This window comes from Devosia sp. Micro-HW1, assembly GCF_056341075.1.
Window position 1 is genome coordinate 3,457,253 of the sequence record NZ_CP094375.1, and the last position, 17,191, is coordinate 3,474,443.

Sequence of the window (17,191 nt, forward strand, 5' to 3'; positions counted from 1 at the left end):
GGAGCTGCTCATGAAAATCCTCGTCGCGGTCAAGCGCGTGGTCGATCACAACGTCCGCATCCGGGTCCGTCCCGATGGCACCGGCGTCGAGACCAATGGCGTGCGCATGTCGATGAACCCCTTCTGCAAGCACGCGGTGGAAGCCGCCGTGCAGCTGGCGGAAGCGGGGCAGGCCAGCGAGATCGTGGTTGTTTCCATTGGCCCCAAGGCCAGCAATGACGTCATCCTCACTGCTCTCGCCATCGGCGCCCATCGCGGCATCCTGATCGAGACCGATGCCGCCCTCGAAACCCTCGCCATTGCCAAGCTCCTGGCCAAGGTGGTCGAAGAGGAAAAGCCGGACCTGGTCCTTCTCGGCAAGCAGGCCGTCGACGATGACAGCAACCATGTCGGCCAGATGCTGGCCGCGCTGACCGATCGCCCGCAGGCCACCTTCGCTTCCGAGATCAATCTCGCCGGCGCTGAGCTCGAAGTTGTCCGGGAGGTCGATTACGGCCGCGAAACCGTCTCCCTTCCGCTCCCAGCCATCGTCACCGCCGACCTCCGCCTCAACACCCCGCGCAATGCCGCGCTCCCCATGGTCATGAAGGCCCGATCCAAGCCGCTGGCCGTCCGCCCGGCATCCGAATTCGGCGTCGACCTCTCCCCGCGCCTGACCGTCGAAAAAGTATCCCCACCGCCCGAGCGCGTCGCGGGCAAAACAGTCGGCTCGGTGTCCGAACTGGTCGCCGTCATTGCGGCCGACGTCAACGCGATGGAGGCGATTTGATGAGCGTCCTGGTTCTCGCCGAAGTCGACAACGGCATCCTCTCGCCCGCCACCGCCCGCGTCGTCGCCGCTGCGTCGCAACTGGGGCCGGTCGATGTGCTGGTCGTCGGCCCGCGTTCGGCTGCCGATTCCGCGGCCGCGATCGCTGGCGTCACCAAAGTGCTCGTGGCCGATGGCAATCTGCTGGCCGATTCCGTCACCAGGCTACTGCTCGCGCTAGCAGTCCGTTATCAAATTGTCGCTTCAGCGGCCTCCACTCTTGGCAAGGATGTCATGCCGCGTCTTGCGGCCAAGCTCGACATCCAGCCGGTGACCGACATCGTCGCCATCGAGGGGCCGAACCGTTTCGTCCGGCCCATCTATGCCGGCAATGCCCTTGAAACTGTTACGGATTCTCAGGCAAGGCACGTCCTGACCTTCCGCGCCTCGGCTTTCCGTCCCGCCGCCCCGGGCAATGCCGCCCCGGTCGAAGTGATTGAAACGCCAGCACAATCTGCTGCCCGCCTCATCGCCACCCATCGCACTGAAAGCGATGTTCCCGATCTTGCTACGGCACAGATCGTCGTTGGTGGCGGTGTGTCGGTCGGCTCTGCGGATGGCTTCCAGCTGATTGAAAAGCTTGGGAAAACCTTGGGTGCTGCGGTTGGCGCGACCCGCGCTGCGGTCGATGCCGGCTATGCCCCCAATGACTGGCAGGTGGGCCAGACCGGCAAGATCATCGCCCCCGACCTCTATATTGCCATCGGCATTTCCGGTGCTCTCCAGCACCTCGCCGGCATTCAGGGCGCCAAGAAGATCATTGCCATCAATTCCGATCCCGAGGCGCCCATCGTCAAGATCGCAGATGTCGCAATCATCGGCGATCTCTTTGAAATCGTTCCGCAATTGACAACAGAGCTGGAAAAACTGGGCCTCAAACGCTGAGGCCACGTCCCTTCTTTCAATTGCAAAAATCCCCTGCCGTCCTATAAAGACGGCGCCTTCCCACCGGACCTCCCGAAAATGTTCGAAACCCTCACCAAGGCCCCTGGCGACAAGATTCTTGCGCTCATGGGCGAGTATGCGGCCGACCCCCGTTCCACCAAGATCGACCTCGGCGTCGGTGTCTACAAGGATGAGAAGGGCGTGACCCCGGTCATGACTTCGGTGCGCAAGGCCGAAGAGCGCATTCTTTCGAACGAGAAAACAAAGACTTACCTCGGCATCGCCGGCAACAAGGGCTTCGGCAATGCCGTGCTCGACCTGGTCTTGGCCGATACCATCGACCGCGCCCGCGTCCGCATCGCCCAGGCTCCGGGCGGGACCGGTTCGCTCTGGGTGCTGATGCAGCTCATCAACCGTGCCCGTCCTGGCGCGACGGTCTATGTCTCCGATCCAACCTGGGCCAACCACAACCCGATCGCCATAAATTCCGGCCTCAAAGTCGCGACCTACCCCTATTTCGACGCTGAAACGCGTGGCGTAAAGTTCGCGCAAATGCTTGCCGCGCTTGATAAACTGGGCGCGGGCGACGTCGTGCTCCTGCATGGCTGCTGCCACAACCCCACCGGCGCCAACCTCTCGAACGCCCAGTGGGACCAGGTCGCCGCCTCGCTTGCACGCACCGGCGCGCTCCCCTTCATCGACCTCGCCTATCTCGGCTTTGGCGATGGCATCGAACCGGACGCCTACGGCACCCGCAAGATTCTGGCCTCGGTTCCCGAAGCGCTGATCGCCTTTTCGGGCTCGAAGAATTTCGGCCTCTATCGCGAGCGCGTCGGCGCCGCCATCCTCGTCGCCCGCAATGGCGAGGAAGCCGAGGTCACCAATTCGCAGCTGCTCAATATCATCCGCGGCGCCTATTCGCAGCCCCCCGATCACGGTGCCGAGATTATCCGCACCATCCTCGAGGACGCCGCCCTGCGCGCCGAATGGGAGACGGAACTGGCGGAAATGCGTAACCGTATGATCTCGCTGCGCAAAAAGCTTGCCGACGCGATCCGTGAGCGGTCCAATTCCACCGATTTCGATTTCGTCGCCGATCACCGCGGCATGTTTTCGCTGCTCGGGCTCAGCAACGATGCCGTGGAACATCTTAAGGCCGAAAACGGGGTCTATATGACCGGGGATAGCCGCATCAATGTCGCCGGCATTCCGGAAGATCGCGTGGGTGATCTGGCGGACGCGTTTTTGGGCGCCATCCGCTGATCCGACGCCTTGCGGCAGCGCGCCGCCATGGCTACATCTGGTGTAAACGCCAGACAAAATTAGAGTTTTAGGAGGGAACGATGAAGTTCTTCGTCGACACTGCAGATACCGCCGCCATCAAGGAGCTCAACGATGCCGGGCTCATCAATGGCGTCACCACCAACCCGTCGCTGATTGCCAAGTCCGGCCGTGACTTCAAGGAAGTCATCAAGGAAATCTGCGGCATCACGCCTGATCCGGTTTCCGCCGAAGTCGCCAGCCTCGAATACGACGGCATGGTCGCCGAGGGTGAGCTGCTCTCCAAGATCGCCAAGAACGTCGTCATCAAGCTGCCGCTGACGCTCAATGGCCTGAAGGCAACCAAGTACTTCAAGGACAAGGGTATTCCGACCAACGTTACCCTGTGCTTCTCGGCCAATCAGGCCCTGCTGGCCGCCAAGGCCGGCGCGACCTATATCTCGCCCTTCATCGGCCGCCTCGATGACATCAATCTCGATGGCATGGAGCTGATCGAGAACATCCGCCAGATCTACGACAACTACCAGTTCGAAACCCAGATCCTGGCCGCCTCGATCCGTTCGGCCAATCACGTCACTCAGGCCGCGCTGGCCGGTGCCGACGTGGCGACCATTCCGCCCGACGTGATCAAGAAGCTGGCCCAGCACCCGCTGACCGACAAGGGTATTGAAGGCTTCCTCAAGGATTGGGCCGGCACCGGCCAGAGCATTCTCTAGCTCTCGACAGTTCCCGCAAACGCGATGTCACCCCGGCGCAGGCCGGGGTCCATCCTGAGATGCGCCCGCGGGGATAGAACTCAGGATGGATGCCGGCCTGCGCCGGCATGACATTGGAGTTGTTGCGCTTCCGGCGCTCAACATGCCGCATGGCCGACACAGATCTCGCCGCCCAGATAAAAACTGCCCTCGCCGATGTGGAAATTCCCGGCGGTGGCGATCTGGCGACTTATGGCGGGCTCTCCGAAATCATCGTCACGCCCGGCGCCATCGCCTTCGCCATCGCCGTCGCCCCCGGTATGGAGGCCGCCTTCGGTCCGGCTCGTGAGGACGCCCAGAAGCGCGCCCAGGCGCTTGGTGGTGCCCGCAAAGTCATGGTCTCGCTGACCGCCGAAAAGTCCAACAGTCCAAAATTCGGCCATGGCGGCGCCCAGCCGCAAGGCAAGTCCCGCGTCAATGGCGTCAAGCGCATCATCGCCGTCGGCTCGGGCAAGGGCGGAGTGGGCAAGTCCACCACCGCCGTAAACATCGCCCTGTCGCTGGCGGCCGAGGGTTTGAAGGTCGGCATCCTCGACGCCGACCTCTACGGCCCCTCCGTTCCCAAACTGCTCGGCATCGAGGGTCGTCCGGCCATCCGCGACGACGGCATCTTCACGCCGCACGAGGCCTTCGGCCTTAGAGCCATGTCCATCGGCTCCATGCTCGTGCCCGGCCAGGCCGTAGTCTGGCGCGGCCCCATGGCCACGTCAGGCCTCCGCCAGTTGCTGCGCGAGACCGATTGGGGTGGGCTCGACGTGCTCATCATTGATCTGCCGCCCGGCACCGGCGACATTCACATCGCCCTCTTCCAGCAGACAGTTGTAGACGGCGTGGTCATCGTTTCCACCCCACAGGACCTCGCCCTGATCGACGCGCAAAAGGCCATCGACATGCTCCGCCGCATGTCCGTGCCCGTGCTCGGGCTGGTCGAAAACATGAGCTATTTCATCGCTCCCGATACCGGCCACCGTTACGACATCTTTGGTAGCGGCGGCGCTGAGAAGGCAGCGGAACGGCTCGATATTGCCTTCCTCGGCCCCATTCCCCTGGTCATGTCGATCCGCGAAGGGTCAGATGCAGGTACTCCGCCTGTTGCACTGGCGCCGGATGGGCAGGAGGCCGCTGCATATCGGCTGATTGCGCGAAAGCTGATAGCCACCTTGGCGTGATTGGAACCCCCACCGAGAGCAGGAGGTCTCAATATGACTACGAGCAAGCTGAACAAGATGGGAAAGACAACGATTCCTCTTGCTGTCCGAAATGCGCTGCACCTGCGCCAGGGCGACACGCTCGCCTATGCAATCGAAGATGGTCGTGCAGTTCTTACGCGACAGTCGCCAGGGCCTCATGAGGACACTCTTGGTGTGTTTGTTGAGTGGGACAGCGACGCAGATCGGCGTGCATACGCGCATCTGTGAGAAGCCTTTGACGCACGTACACCATTTAAATCGATTGCTGAAATCGATTGCATAACATTTCCGGCCTTGTTATCCGCCTTCCCCATTGAGCCTTAAGGCCACTTGGAGGGGACATGTTCTCATTTGATCGCCGGGACTTCGGTTCCGACTTTACCTTCGGCGTCGCCACCGCCGCCTATCAGATCGAAGGCGGGCAGGGCGATGGCCGCGGCTCGTGCATCTGGGACACGTTTTCGGCCACGCCGGGCAATGTCCACAATGGCGATACCGGTATCGATGCCTGCAATCACTACGAGCTCTGGCCGCAGGATCTTGACCTGATCCGCGACGGCGGCTTCGATGCCTATCGCTTCTCCTTCGCCTGGCCACGCCTCATCCCCGAGGGCACTGGCGCCGTCAACCAGGCGGGCGTGGACTTCTATGATCGTCTGATCGACGGCATGCTCGAGCGCGGCATCAAGCCCTATGCCACGCTCTATCACTGGGACCTGCCGTCGACCCTGCAGGATCGCGGCGGCTGGATGAACCGCGACATCGCCAGCTGGTTCGCCGACTATGCGACCCTCGTCGCCAACAAGTTCGGCGACCGTCTTGAAGCGACCGCCACCATCAACGAACCCTGGTGCGTCGCCTTCCTCAGCCATTTCCTCGGCATCCATGCGCCAGGCTATCGCGACCTGCGCGCCGCTGCCCGAGCCATGCACCACGTGCTCTTCGCCCATGGCACGGCCATCGATGCCCTGCGCGCCAATGGCGCGAAGAATCTTGGCATCGTGCTCAATCTCGAAAAGTCCGAGCCGGCCACCGATAGCGATGCCGACAAGCAGGCCTGCGATTTCGGCGATGCGCTGTTCAATCGCTGGTATCTGGGCGGCGTCTTCAAGGGCGAATATCCCGAAGTGCTCACCAAGTGGCTCGAACCCTACCTGCCGGCCAACTATCAGGCCGACATGGACGTGGTGTCCCGTCCGCTCGACTGGCTGGGCATCAACTACTACACCCGCGGCCTCTACAAGGCAGCGAGCGAGCCCGGCCGTCCGGTCGAGCAGGTCAAGGGCGATCTCGAACGCACCGATATTGGCTGGGAAATCTACCCCAAGGGACTGTCGGACCTCCTGGTGCGCGTCTCCAACGAATACACCAGGAAGCCGATTTTCGTGACCGAGAATGGCATGGCCGAGGTCGAAGGCGATGACGACCCGCGCCGCGTGAAATATTACGAAGATCACCTCAAGGCCGTGCTCGCCGCCAAGGCCGCGGGTGCTGATGTCCGCGGGTATTTCGCTTGGTCGCTGCTCGACAATTACGAATGGGCCGAAGGCTACAACAAGCGTTTTGGTCTGGTGCATGTCGACTACAAGACCCAGAAGCGGACGCCCAAGGCCAGCTTCCGTGCCTTCCAGGGCCTGTTGCATAACAGCCGCTGATCGGGTGTAAGGTCGGGTTTTCGTGACCACGGAGCCCGACCTGCCATGACCTCAGAATTCAGCGAACTGCCAGAATCCCTGCTGCGCCTTGATGACGTCCTGGCCGATGGTGGCGACGAAGCCATGTTGCTCACTGAACTCGACGGCTTCCTCTGCGCCATTGCAGTAAGCCCGACCCCGGTTGCCAAGGCGGAATACTGGCCCTTCGACTGGGCCGCGGACGAGCGCGGTGTGATCAAGCCCGGTTATGAGGAACTGGAAGCGCTGGTCGATGCGCGCCTCACCGACATCGTCCGGGAACTGGCGGATGGCGAATATGGCCCGCTCTATGAGGTAGATGACGATACCGACGAAATCATCTGGCAGGCCTGGGTCTCCGGCTTCCAGGAGGGGATGCTGCTGCGGTTCGATGCCTGGGACGAATTGCTGCGCGATACCGGCGATGACCCCCGCGGCGAGGCAGCTATGGGCCTCGCGACCGGCCTGATGCTGTCCGATCCGTCAAATCATCCCGACGATACCGCCAGCGACGAGGATTGGGCGCAATATGACGCGGCCGTTGCCGCCATGCCGGAAATCCTGGCTCAGGTCGCGGTGCTGCTCTATAGGCTGCATCGCCAGGACTAGAGCGCTTCCAGCAAAATTGGCGACGGTTTTGCGGTTCGGAAGCGCGACCAAAAAAAGACTTAGATCATTTTGCCGTTTCTACTAAACGGGGAAATGATCTAGGCGACGTCGGGCAATCTGGCGTCCATCAGGGCGCGGGTGAGGCGGTGTTCGGGGTGGGTAAACAGGCTCTCCGGCGTACCCTGTTCGACGATCTTGCCTGCTTCCATCACCAGGACGCGATCGGCCATGGCGGCGACCATGTCGAGGTCGTGGCTGATGATGAGGTAGCTGAGGCCATGCTCCGCCCTGAGGCGCGCGAGAAGGTTGAGGACCTCGCCGCGGAGAGACACGTCGAGCGCCGACACCGGCTCGTCCAGCACCACCAGCCGGGGCCGCGTGACGAGGGCGCGGGCAATGGCCAGGCGCTGCCGCTGCCCGCCCGAAAATTCATGCGGATACCGGTCCAGCATGCCGACCTCAAGTCCGACCGCCTTGATTGCTTCGGTGAGCCGCGCCTCGCGGTCCGCTGGCGCCATCGCCCCCAGCAGGTGCAAGGGCTCTCCCAGCGAAGCCCGGATGCGCATGCGCGGGTCAAAACTGCTGAACGGGTCCTGGAAGACCAGCGACATGCCTGCCCGCAACAGCGGCGGCAGGTCACGCCCGCGATAGGGCGCGCCGTCAAAGCGCATCTGCCCGCCACTGGCGCTGTCGAGCCCGACAATCATGCGGGCCAGCGTGGTCTTGCCACAGCCCGACGGGCCGACCAGTGCCACGCATTCCCCGGCCCCGATGGTCAGGCTGACCGCGTCGACGGCCCTCAGCGGCGGGTCGCGCCACAGCCAGAACCCGCCGTGTTCGTAAACGCGGCTGATGCCATCCACCTCGAGCAAGGTCGCGTCCTGTATCGCCGGTGGAGAAGGCCGCCGGTCCATTCGGCTGGCTGCAAGGAGCTTGCGCGTATAGTCCGTCCGCGGCGCGCGGAGCACCGTCTCGGTATCGCCACTCTCGATCAGAACACCGCCGCGCATGACCCCGAGGCGTGAACACAGTGCGGCGACGGCCCTGATATCGTGGCTGATGAACAACAGGGTCATCTGCCGGCGCTCGCAAACCTCGGCAATGAGATCGAGCACAGTGCGCTGGGTGATCACATCCAGCGCGGACGTTGGCTCGTCGGCAATCATCAGTTCGGGACGGCTGGCCAGCGCCATGGCGATCATCGCCCGCTGCCTCTGCCCCCCCGACAGCTGATGAGGAAAGCGCCCTGCATGGCCAGCAGACAGGCCAACTTCCTCGAGCAGGCCTGGCACGGCCAGGGACACGGCGTCAGCGACCTCGGCCAGCCCGATGGCCTCCTCGATCTGCTCGCCCACGGTCATCAGCGGGTTGAGCGCCGTCATCGGTTCCTGGAACACCATGCCGATGCGCTTGCCGCGCAGTCGCGCCAGCTCCCTTTCGCTCTCTGGCAGGGACACGCCATCGAACTGAACCTCGCCCGAAACCGTCGCTGTCTCCGGCAGCAGGCCGGCGATCGCCAGCGCAGTAAGTGACTTGCCCGAACCGCTCTCGCCAATGATGCCGAACCGATCGCCACGCTCGATGCTGAGCGACAGGCCCGATACAGCCGGACGGCCGCCAAAGGCGATGGTCAGGTCGTCAATATCAACCAGCGCCATGGTTCAATCCTTCATGCCTGAGGCGCGGGTCCATGGCGTCGCGCAACCCGTCGCCCGCAAGATTGAGCGCAATGACGATGAGGACGATGGTGAGGCCAGGCACGACGCTGAGCCAGGGGTGAATGAGGAACAGGCTTTGCGCATCGCGCAGCATCAGGCCGAGGCTGGTCGCGGGAGGCTGGGTGCCGAGACCGATATAGCTCAGACCCGCTTCCGCCAGTATGCCGAGCGAAAGCTGGATCGTGCCCTGGACGATGAGGAGGCTCATGATGTTGGGAAGCAGGTGGCGATAGGCGATAGCCCCGTTCCCGAGGCCAGCAAGGCGTGCGGCCGCCACATAGTCCTGCGTGGCCACGGCCAGCGCACCGCCGCGGGCCACGCGGGCAAAGACCGGAATGTTGAAAATGCCGATGGCAATGATGGCGTTGGTCTCGCCCGGCCCTGCCAGGGCGGCGATGAGAATGGCCACGATGACAGCCGGAAAAGCGAAAGTGAGATCGGAGAAGCGCAGCACCAGCCATTCCACCGTCCCGCCCCAGGCCACGGCGGCCAGGCCCATGGGTACGCCGATTCCCACGCCGATCAGCACGCCGAGCGACGCCACCACAAAACTGGTCAACGTACCGCTCATCACCAGCGAGAGCATGTCGCGCCCGAGATGGTCCGTGCCCAGCCAGTGCGCTGGCGAAGGTCCCTGGAAGCGCTGGGCGATGGCGATCTGATCGATGGGATAGGGTGTCCACCAGATTGAAACGAGCCCAAGACAGGCGAAAGCCAGAGTGGCGGCGAGCCCGATGACGAGGCTGGGATTGTGCTTGAGGGTCTGCCAGGTCATGCGTTTCGCCCCCTCAGACGTGGGTCGACAAGGGCATAGGCGAGGTCGACGACCAGCATGGTGATCGTGGTGACCAGAACCAGCACCATGGTCGCGCCGGCCACCAGCACAAGGTCGCGCTCGGATATTGCCGTGAAGATCAGCCTGCCCAGGCCGGGCAGGTAGAAGACGTTTTCGACGATGATCGTGCCGGCGATCAGATAGGCAAATTGCAGTCCGAGAATGGTCAGGACCGGCAGGAGGGCATTGCGCACGCCGTGCCGCCAGACCGCCTCAGATTTGGTGAGCCCTTTGGCTCGGGCGGTTCGGATGAAATCCTGTTCGGTGACGTCGACGAGGGCGGTGCGCATGACGCGGGCGAGGATCGATGCCTGGGGCAGGGCCAGGGCAAGCCCGGGCAGTATCAAGCTTTTCAGAGCCGCGATGGGGTCCTCATGCCAGGGGACGAAACCGCCGGTGGGAAGCCAGTGCAGGGTGACCGAAAACAGCAGCGTCAGCAGCATGCCGAACCAGAAATTGGGGATCGCCACGCCGATTTGTACCAGTACCATCAAGGCCGTATCGGTCGCCTTGCCACGGTGCATGGCCGCGAATATGCCGATAGGCAGGCCCACCGCGACTGACACGATCATGGCGAACACTGAGAGCGGGAGCGTGACCGCCATGCGCTCGGCAATGAGCTGGGCGACCGGCAGGCGCTGGGTCTGGGAAATGCCGAAATCTCCCCGGACCATGTCCAGGACCCATCGGATGAACCGCTCATGAGCGGGCGCGTCGAGCCCCATCTGCACCCGCAGCGCGGCGACGGCCTCGGGCGAGGCATTGATGCCCAGGATGAACCGCGCCGGGTCGCCCGGCAGCAGGTCGAGCAGCAGGAAGATGATCAGCGCCGCCGCGAACAGGGTTAGCGCGAACCCGGCAAAGCGGCGGAGGAGATAAAGGGTCATGAGTTGAGGTCCGCATAAACACGATACCGCCCTCGGACCTGATACGAGGGCCACTCACTGCTAGCGCCAGCCTCAAGTGGTCCTCGGGTCAAGCCCGAGGACGGAGCAGTGTATGTAACTGACGCAGGGCCTCGACGAACGGGTTCACTCCACCCAGTGAATATCGCGCAGCACCACGCCTTCGACGGGGGCGTTCTGCCACATGCCCTCGAGCTTGGCGTTCCACACGCCAGTCTGGGCCAGCTCGAAGAGATAGCCGTTGACCGCATCCTGGGCGATAATGGTCTGGATCTGCTGTGCGAGCGCCAGTCGCTCGGCCTCGTCCGTCGTGGCATTGAGCGTCTCGTTGAGCGACTGCACTTCCGCATTGTCATAGCCGAAGTAGTAGTCGGGGTTGGCATAGATGCCAATATCGAACGGCTCCACATGGCTGATGATCGTCAGGTCGAAGTCCTTGTTGGCAAAGACGTCTTCCAGCCATTGCGCCCATTCCATGTTGATCAGTTCGAGCTCGATCCCGGCCTCGGCAAACTGGCTGGCGATGATCTGGCCGGAAAGACGGGCATACGCCACCGGTGGCAGCTTCAGCGTTGCGGAGAAGCCATCGGGATAGCCGGCCTCGGCCAGCAGCGCCTTGGCCTTCTCCAGGTCATGCGGATAGGTGCCGGTGAGGTCGAGATAATAGGGATGATGCGGGGCGAAATGGGTGCCGATCGGCACGCCATAGCCATAGGTCGCACCGTCGATCACTTCCTGCCGGTCAAGGGCATGGGCCATGGCCTGCCGGACCTTGAGATTGTCGAACGGCGCCTTTTTGTTGTTGGTCGAAAGGATCGTCTCGCCCTCGGTCGACCCCACCAGGACGGTGAACTGCGGATTGCCCTCGAACACCGCCAGCGCCTCGGGTGCAAAATTGTTGGTGCCATCGACATCCCCGGCCAGGAGCGCATTGGTCATGGTCGCGGTGTCACCGATGAAGAGATAGGTCGCCTTGGTGAGAGCAGGCTTCTCGCCCCAATAGGGCGCGAACTGCTCAAGCACGACACGGCTGCCGCGATCCCACTGCACGAAGGCGAAGGGACCGGTGCCGATCGGCTCGGACGCGTTGTTGTCGGCACTTTCCGGCGCCACGATAACGGCGTCGCCGCGTCCGAGATTGAAGAGGAAGAGGCCATCCGGCCGGGACAGGGTGAATTCAACAGTGGCCGGGTCGACAACGGTTACGGCGCTGATCGGCTCATAGAGAGCCTTCTGGGCATTGACGCTGTCTTCCGCCAACAGGCGATCGAAGGTGAATTTCACGTCCTCGGCGTCAAAGGTCGTGCCGTCGTGAAAGGTGACGCCCTCGTTGAGGGTGAAGGTGTAGCTGAGGCCGTCCTCGGAAATCGTCCAGCTGGAGGCGAGGCCCGGCTGTACCGCGCCTGTCTGGTCGATACGGGTGAGCCCCTCGAAAATGTTCTGATAGACCACGACGTCGATGGCCTCGGCTGCCCCGGCCGTCGGATCGAGAGCCGGTGGCTCCAGAGCGACGCCGATGCGGATTTCGGTCGGCTGCGCCAGCGCCGTTGCAGTGGCCAGCATGAGGCCGGCAAGGGCCAGGACAAGGGACTTGCGAGAATGCATCGTATTTCCTCCGCGGCGCGCCACACGCCCTGCGATCATATATAGAAAATGCTGCGGCAAAGCGCAGTAGCCGAATTAGTCGGCTTCCTGCACCGTCGGGCGCTCATCGACGAGGTCGGCCGGGATGCGCAGCGTAAACAGCAGGCCCTCGGCGCCGGCAGGGTCGACCGCCAGGGAAACCGCATTGACGGCGAGCAGTGACCTTGTCAGCGCCAGCCCGACGCTGGAGCGCACCGGCGCCAGCACGCGACCGTCTCTTCCGACACCATCGCGGAAGACGACAAAGCGTTCTGCCATGTCCACGGCATGGGCCGAGCTGTCGCGCACCTGAATGGCGATGGACCCGTCGTCATGGCGCTGGGCCGAAATGACGACGGCTCCGCCCACGGGTGTCTGGTCGATGGCGCTGGCGAGCAGGTTCAGCACCGCCTGCGCCAGGGAGGCCCGATCGGCGGTGACGCGCGGCAGGCGCTCGGAAATGGCGTTGCGGACGATGACCCGCGCGGCATTTGCCTGATTGCGGATGCGCAGGACACATTGCTCGAGCAGGTCCGTGAGGTCGAGGCTGGCGCGTTGCGGCAGGTAGCGACCATCACGCAGGCGCGCATAATCGTCGAGCTCGTCGACCAGGGCCGCGATTTCCTGTCCGGCCTGGGCAATGTCGTCCGCATAGGCGGCATAGCGCTCATTGTCGAGCGCGCCAAATGCCTTGGAGCGGATAATGTCGGAAAAGCCGATGACCGTATTGAGCGGGCGGCGCACGCCACGGCTGATGCGGCCCAGCAAGGCGGGATCGGCCTCAGGGCCACTCAGCCGCACTGGCGTCGTCTGGCGCGCATTGACGAGGCCAAAATAACCCGAGATCACGCCGGCCTGCCCGAGCGCAAAGAGCTGCACGTCGGCCTTGCCATCGGTGGCGCGCAGCGTCAGGCAGGGACGTGCCGTTTCAGCAAAGCGTGCCGGGCGCTCGAGGAAGGCGCGCAGGGCCACGGCATCGTCTTCGCCAACAATTGAAGCCAGTGTCCGGCCGATCAGCGATTTGCCACCGCCAAGCAGGGTCAGGGCCGGCGCGTTGGCGGCGCTGACCATGCCGTTGCGGGTCGCCTCGATGAAGCCATCGCCGCGCACATCGGCAAAGGTCTGGGCAAAAGCCTTGACCGCGTCCTCATGGCCGGTGCGCACTTCGGTCGTGCTGGCCGAGAGCATGAGGGCAGGGCGCCCATGCCAGGAAATGGATTGCAGCCGCGCCGTCACCGGCACCAGCGTACCATCGCGTTGCACCAGGTGATTGACCGGACCGGCCTCGCGGCCATCGTCACCCATGACGGGGAAGATCGCGGCAAGACCAGCCTGCCGCAGGCTTTCAACCGAGTCATAGCCGACCATTTCGGTAATGGCCCGGTTGGCGAAGAGAACCTGCTGGTCGCGGAACACCATGATGCCCAGCGGCAGCCGGTTGAGAACGAGTGTTTCCCCGCCAAGATTGATCAGCGCGCCGGACGCGACTGTCGCCGGGACCGGAGCCTCGCCGGAACTGCCTGAACTCTCCACCGCCGGACGGCGGTCACCCACGCGATCATTGAGGATGCGGGAGAGTTCATCAAAATTGTAGCGCGAGACGCGTTCCACCGCTTCCGCATCGGGCGCCGGCTCGGACAGGGCAGGCGGCTCTTGGCTGGTGCTGGCCTCTCCTGCAAAGGCACGGAAACCGCGACCGGTGACCTTGTAGAGAGACGGCGCAATAGCCTGGGTTTCGGTGTCGTCCTCGGCCGCCAGAGCGTCCGGCGACGGCTCCGCCGGGGCAGGCATCAGGTCGTCTTCTTCAGTGAGCGGCGCGAACAGGGCGTCATCCGCGGCAAGTCGATCCACGAGATTGCTCAACCGGTGCGAGACGTCAGCGAGGTCGGTATCACTCGTTTCCGCAGGGACACCCGAGGCATCGCTGTCGCTCTCGGGACGTGCCGCGGCCTCGGTCTCTTCGATAACCTCCATGGGCGCATCGCCGAGCGCTTCCATCCAAGCATCGGGATGATCCGTATCGGCAGGATCCGCATGATCGACCTGCACCGGCTCATAGGCCGCCTCGGCGTCGGTATCGCGCCAGCTCTGTAGCTCATGCGCATAGGCGTCATCAGCCGCGATGGGGTGAGCATCTGGCTCGGGCGCCTTGTCCTCAGGCGAAGCCCCGCCTTCTGCCTCTGGCTCCTTCGCCGGCGCTTCGGCGTCGCTCACCAGCGGCTCGGAGGTCGGGGTGTCGCTGGCCGGCGCGATGGCCTCTACTTCCCTGTTGGCGTCGAGCACCTCCTGGGCGATGGCGTCGACCCCAACGATCAGCAGCACCGCCTCGCCGTCCTCCTGCAGGAGGGGCGTGGTCGCGCAGGTGGCCGAAACCGGCTTCTCGCCGGCAAGGAACTGGATGCGCGCCAGGCTGGAGCGGCCGGCCGAGCCGAGCCGGATGATGCGGGAAACCTGTCCCTTGATCGGCACGGCCGGGGCCGCGCGCTTGAGGCCATGCTTCTTGAGCTTGGCGCCGAACAGGTCGGCGGCCGGGTTGGACCAGATCAGGGTCTGCCCGTCTTGCGACCACAGCCATGCCGGGCGTGAATCGTCCTCGTGCTGCTGCACGCGGCGCGCATCCGGCAATTTGTTCCAGCGGTCATTCATGGACTGCCTTTGTGTGGTCGTGACTGCGTTGGTCTGTGCCATATCGGCACAAACGTCCGAAGTTCCTTAAGTGTTCTTCAATATCGTGCGGCGTTGGGCGAATCCAGTCCAACCACCTGTTGTGGGCGCAGCTTTGCGTTCGATGGTTAAGTCGGCTTTCCTAAGGATTGGTCACAGAGGGCGCCAAACTTGCGGCTGACGGGCCCGAAAATGACCTCTGTCCACAGCTGAAAATCGGTGCTTGTCATACGGACCTTCTCGACCTATGTTCCGCCCGCTTTCGGAAGCCGGTCCTGCGCCGGGCTCCGATGCGGGGCTTGCCGCCTTAGCTCAGTTGGTTAGAGCGCTAGATTGTGGATCTAGAGGTCCTCCGTTCAATCCGGAGAGGCGGTACCACCCACCCATCCCGCCATTGTCACAGTGTCAGGCGCAGCGCTGCGATGTCGCGCGCGATCCGGTCGAAGGCCTGCGACAGGCCAGAGGCATTCTGTGCCAGGAAATAGTGGCTGCTGCTGGTGGCGCAATAGCTCAGCACATTGGCAGCGGCGCTGCCCGTGGTGATGCCAAAGCCCACTGTGTAGACGATGATGCCCTCGGCCTTCATGGCGTCGCAATAGGCACGCGACTGCGTATATGGCTCGTTGTTATGGGCATATTGCTTGTTCCGGTCATTGCCACCGCTGGATTCGCGCGAGATCGTGCCCTCGTAGTGTACGGTGTTGAATTCGCCGTCGGTCATGATGATCGCGGCCTTCATCAAATTGGCCTGGCGATAAGGGGCGGGCCGGCTGATCTCGGGCCAGATGTATCCAAAATTGGGCGCGAGCATGTACCATGCGTAGAGAAAGCCAAGGCTGCCGGCCGTATTGCCGGCTGCGGGCAGGTTATCGATCGTGGCATGCAGCGTGTCGCGATTGTCGGTGAGCGGCACAATCTGAGTATTGGGGCATGCGCCGGTGGGCGGGTAGTTGCGACCAACATAGGTAACATTGGGCGCCCGGTCATTGATCGGGGTTACGCGTTCCGTGACGCAGTCGGTGAGCGCAAAGGTTCGCCAGTTGTTCGACGGATTTTGATAGCGGAAATAGGTGCAGCCCTCGGTAGCATTTTGCCAGGTGCAGTGCAGTTTGCCGGAATTTGCAGTGTAGCTGGCCTTGTGGTTGGTCGTGTAGCCGGACAACTGCAGGGTATTGGTGGTCCTTGCGGTAACCTGGTAGGTCCCATTGTTGATACCATCGCCCAGGGTTGTACCCCCAACATCGGTAACGTGGACATAGTCGCCATTGGCGTAGCCGTGACCGTCGGAAGTAAAGACCGTGTCGCAATTGGCCACATGACACTTCACCACTTTGGCGTCGTAGGTGAACGTGGAGTAATAACGTCCGTCCGCTCCATTGAGGCTGAAGCGGTCCTTATCTACCCTGGTAATTCTGTAGGCCTTCTCGTTGATCTGCGTCATGCCGTCGACCTCGAAGACAAAGACCCAGTCATTGGTGGAAAAGCCGTGATTCCCCGACGTGAGGACGACAGTATTGGTTTTGGAAGCTGCCGTGACGGTTTTGGTTGAGCCTGTGGCCCAGCTCATCGAGCTGATGGCCTTGGGACCACGCACCGGCCCCCGCAGGGCCTCGGCATAGGGGCCGGCATTGACCGCCTGCGAATAGGGCACGAGCGCGACCTTGGAATAGGTGGGCACCTGCACGTCCTGGACGATCACGTCAACAAGGTCTGCCACCGCATCCTTGAGGGCAGCGATGCGTGCGCCACCCATCGAGCCAGTCACGTCGAGCGCGACGGCCACCTCGATGTCCACCGAACCGCGCGTCGCCTCGGCCGAAAACCCCGAACCCAGCTCGTTCACGCCGACGAGACGGACGAACATGGTGGGCATTTTCAGGTCGCCGCCCAGGAACAGGCGACCGTTGACGGAATCCATCGTGATGCGATCGACCGTGGCCTCGATACGATCAGGATCGCCAATCCGTTCAAGCACCATGGCTTGTGCCCTTTCGAGCAGCAGCGCGTCGGTCATGCCGGGCGTGTACATATCCGGGTGCAGGGCGAGCGCTGCGGCATCGAGCGCCACCTGGGCGCGTTGCCGGGCCTGTTCGAGGGACACATAGTCCACGGTGGCGCCCCCGAGCGCGACCAGCACCACGGCAATCAACCCGAAAAGAACGGCGAATACGCCGCTCTCGTCCGTCGCGAAACGCTTCAGAAGTGTCTTGAACTCAAACATCACCGGCACCCTCAAGTCGGCGGAC

The 17,191-nt window shown here is 63.1% G+C and carries 14 protein-coding genes and 1 tRNA gene; 9 read left to right on the forward strand and 6 right to left on the reverse strand.

Annotated features, from left to right (window positions below):
• Positions 1-10: 10 nt before the first annotated feature.
• From MQW79_RS16640 to MQW79_RS16675, 8 genes are all read left to right on the forward strand, one after another.
• Complete coding sequence (locus tag MQW79_RS16640) at positions 11-769, forward strand: electron transfer flavoprotein subunit beta/FixA family protein (RefSeq protein WP_476585578.1); 759 nt, start codon at positions 11-13, stop codon at positions 767-769.
• Positions 769-1,692 (forward strand): electron transfer flavoprotein subunit alpha/FixB family protein, encoded by a 924-nt coding sequence (locus MQW79_RS16645; RefSeq protein ID WP_476585579.1) that lies wholly within the window; start codon positions 769-771, stop codon positions 1,690-1,692. The genes MQW79_RS16640 and MQW79_RS16645 overlap by 1 nt, the downstream gene beginning before the upstream one ends.
• 78 nt (positions 1,693-1,770) lie before the next feature.
• Positions 1,771-2,955 carry an amino acid aminotransferase gene (locus MQW79_RS16650; RefSeq protein ID WP_476585580.1) on the forward strand — a complete coding sequence of 395 codons (1,185 nt, stop codon included), beginning with the start codon at positions 1,771-1,773 and terminating at the stop codon, positions 2,953-2,955.
• Positions 2,956-3,035: 80 nt separating this feature from the next.
• Positions 3,036-3,689 (forward strand): fructose-6-phosphate aldolase, encoded by a 654-nt coding sequence (fsa, locus tag MQW79_RS16655; protein ID WP_476585581.1) that lies wholly within the window; start codon positions 3,036-3,038, stop codon positions 3,687-3,689.
• A 149-nt stretch (positions 3,690-3,838) separates the two neighbouring features.
• Complete coding sequence (locus MQW79_RS16660) at positions 3,839-4,897, forward strand: Mrp/NBP35 family ATP-binding protein (RefSeq protein ID WP_476585582.1); 1,059 nt, start codon at positions 3,839-3,841, stop codon at positions 4,895-4,897.
• A 33-nt stretch (positions 4,898-4,930) separates the two neighbouring features.
• Positions 4,931-5,146, forward strand: a complete 216-nt coding sequence (locus MQW79_RS16665) for a type II toxin-antitoxin system PrlF family antitoxin (protein WP_476585583.1) — start codon at positions 4,931-4,933, stop codon at positions 5,144-5,146.
• 113 nt (positions 5,147-5,259) lie between these two features.
• Positions 5,260-6,573: a GH1 family beta-glucosidase gene (locus MQW79_RS16670; RefSeq protein ID WP_476585584.1), complete on the forward strand. Its 1,314-nt coding sequence runs from the start codon at positions 5,260-5,262 to the stop codon at positions 6,571-6,573.
• A gap of 45 nt (positions 6,574-6,618) precedes the next feature.
• On the forward strand, positions 6,619-7,200 hold the full coding sequence (locus tag MQW79_RS16675; RefSeq protein ID WP_476585585.1) for a UPF0149 family protein: 582 nt from the start codon (positions 6,619-6,621) through the stop codon (positions 7,198-7,200).
• A 98-nt stretch (positions 7,201-7,298) separates the two neighbouring features.
• Here MQW79_RS16675 and MQW79_RS16680 read toward each other — a convergent pair whose 3' ends face one another.
• From MQW79_RS16680 to MQW79_RS16700, 5 genes are all read right to left on the reverse strand, one after another.
• On the reverse strand, positions 7,299-8,858 hold the full coding sequence (locus tag MQW79_RS16680; protein WP_476585586.1) for a dipeptide ABC transporter ATP-binding protein: 1,560 nt from the start codon (positions 8,856-8,858) through the stop codon (positions 7,299-7,301).
• Entirely contained in the window at positions 8,845-9,693 is an 849-nt protein-coding gene (locus MQW79_RS16685; protein ID WP_476585587.1) for an ABC transporter permease, read from the reverse strand. The genes MQW79_RS16680 and MQW79_RS16685 overlap by 14 nt, the downstream gene beginning before the upstream one ends.
• Positions 9,690-10,640, reverse strand: coding sequence for an ABC transporter permease (locus tag MQW79_RS16690; RefSeq protein WP_476585588.1), 951 nt, complete (start codon positions 10,638-10,640; stop codon positions 9,690-9,692). Before MQW79_RS16690 ends, MQW79_RS16685 begins: the two co-directional genes overlap by 4 nt.
• 144 nt (positions 10,641-10,784) lie before the next feature.
• Complete coding sequence (locus tag MQW79_RS16695) at positions 10,785-12,263, reverse strand: ABC transporter substrate-binding protein (RefSeq protein ID WP_476585589.1); 1,479 nt, start codon at positions 12,261-12,263, stop codon at positions 10,785-10,787.
• 75 nt (positions 12,264-12,338) lie between these two features.
• Positions 12,339-14,969, reverse strand: a complete 2,631-nt coding sequence (locus MQW79_RS16700; RefSeq protein WP_476585590.1) for a sensor histidine kinase — start codon at positions 14,967-14,969, stop codon at positions 12,339-12,341.
• A gap of 277 nt (positions 14,970-15,246) precedes the next feature.
• Here MQW79_RS16700 and MQW79_RS16705 point away from each other — a divergent pair.
• A tRNA-His gene (locus tag MQW79_RS16705) sits at positions 15,247-15,323 on the forward strand.
• A gap of 19 nt (positions 15,324-15,342) precedes the next feature.
• Here the strand turns inward: MQW79_RS16705 and MQW79_RS16710 are convergent.
• Positions 15,343-17,166 (reverse strand): ubiquitin-activating E1 FCCH domain-containing protein, encoded by a 1,824-nt coding sequence (locus tag MQW79_RS16710; RefSeq protein WP_476585591.1) that lies wholly within the window; start codon positions 17,164-17,166, stop codon positions 15,343-15,345.
• Positions 17,167-17,191 lie beyond the last annotated feature (25 nt).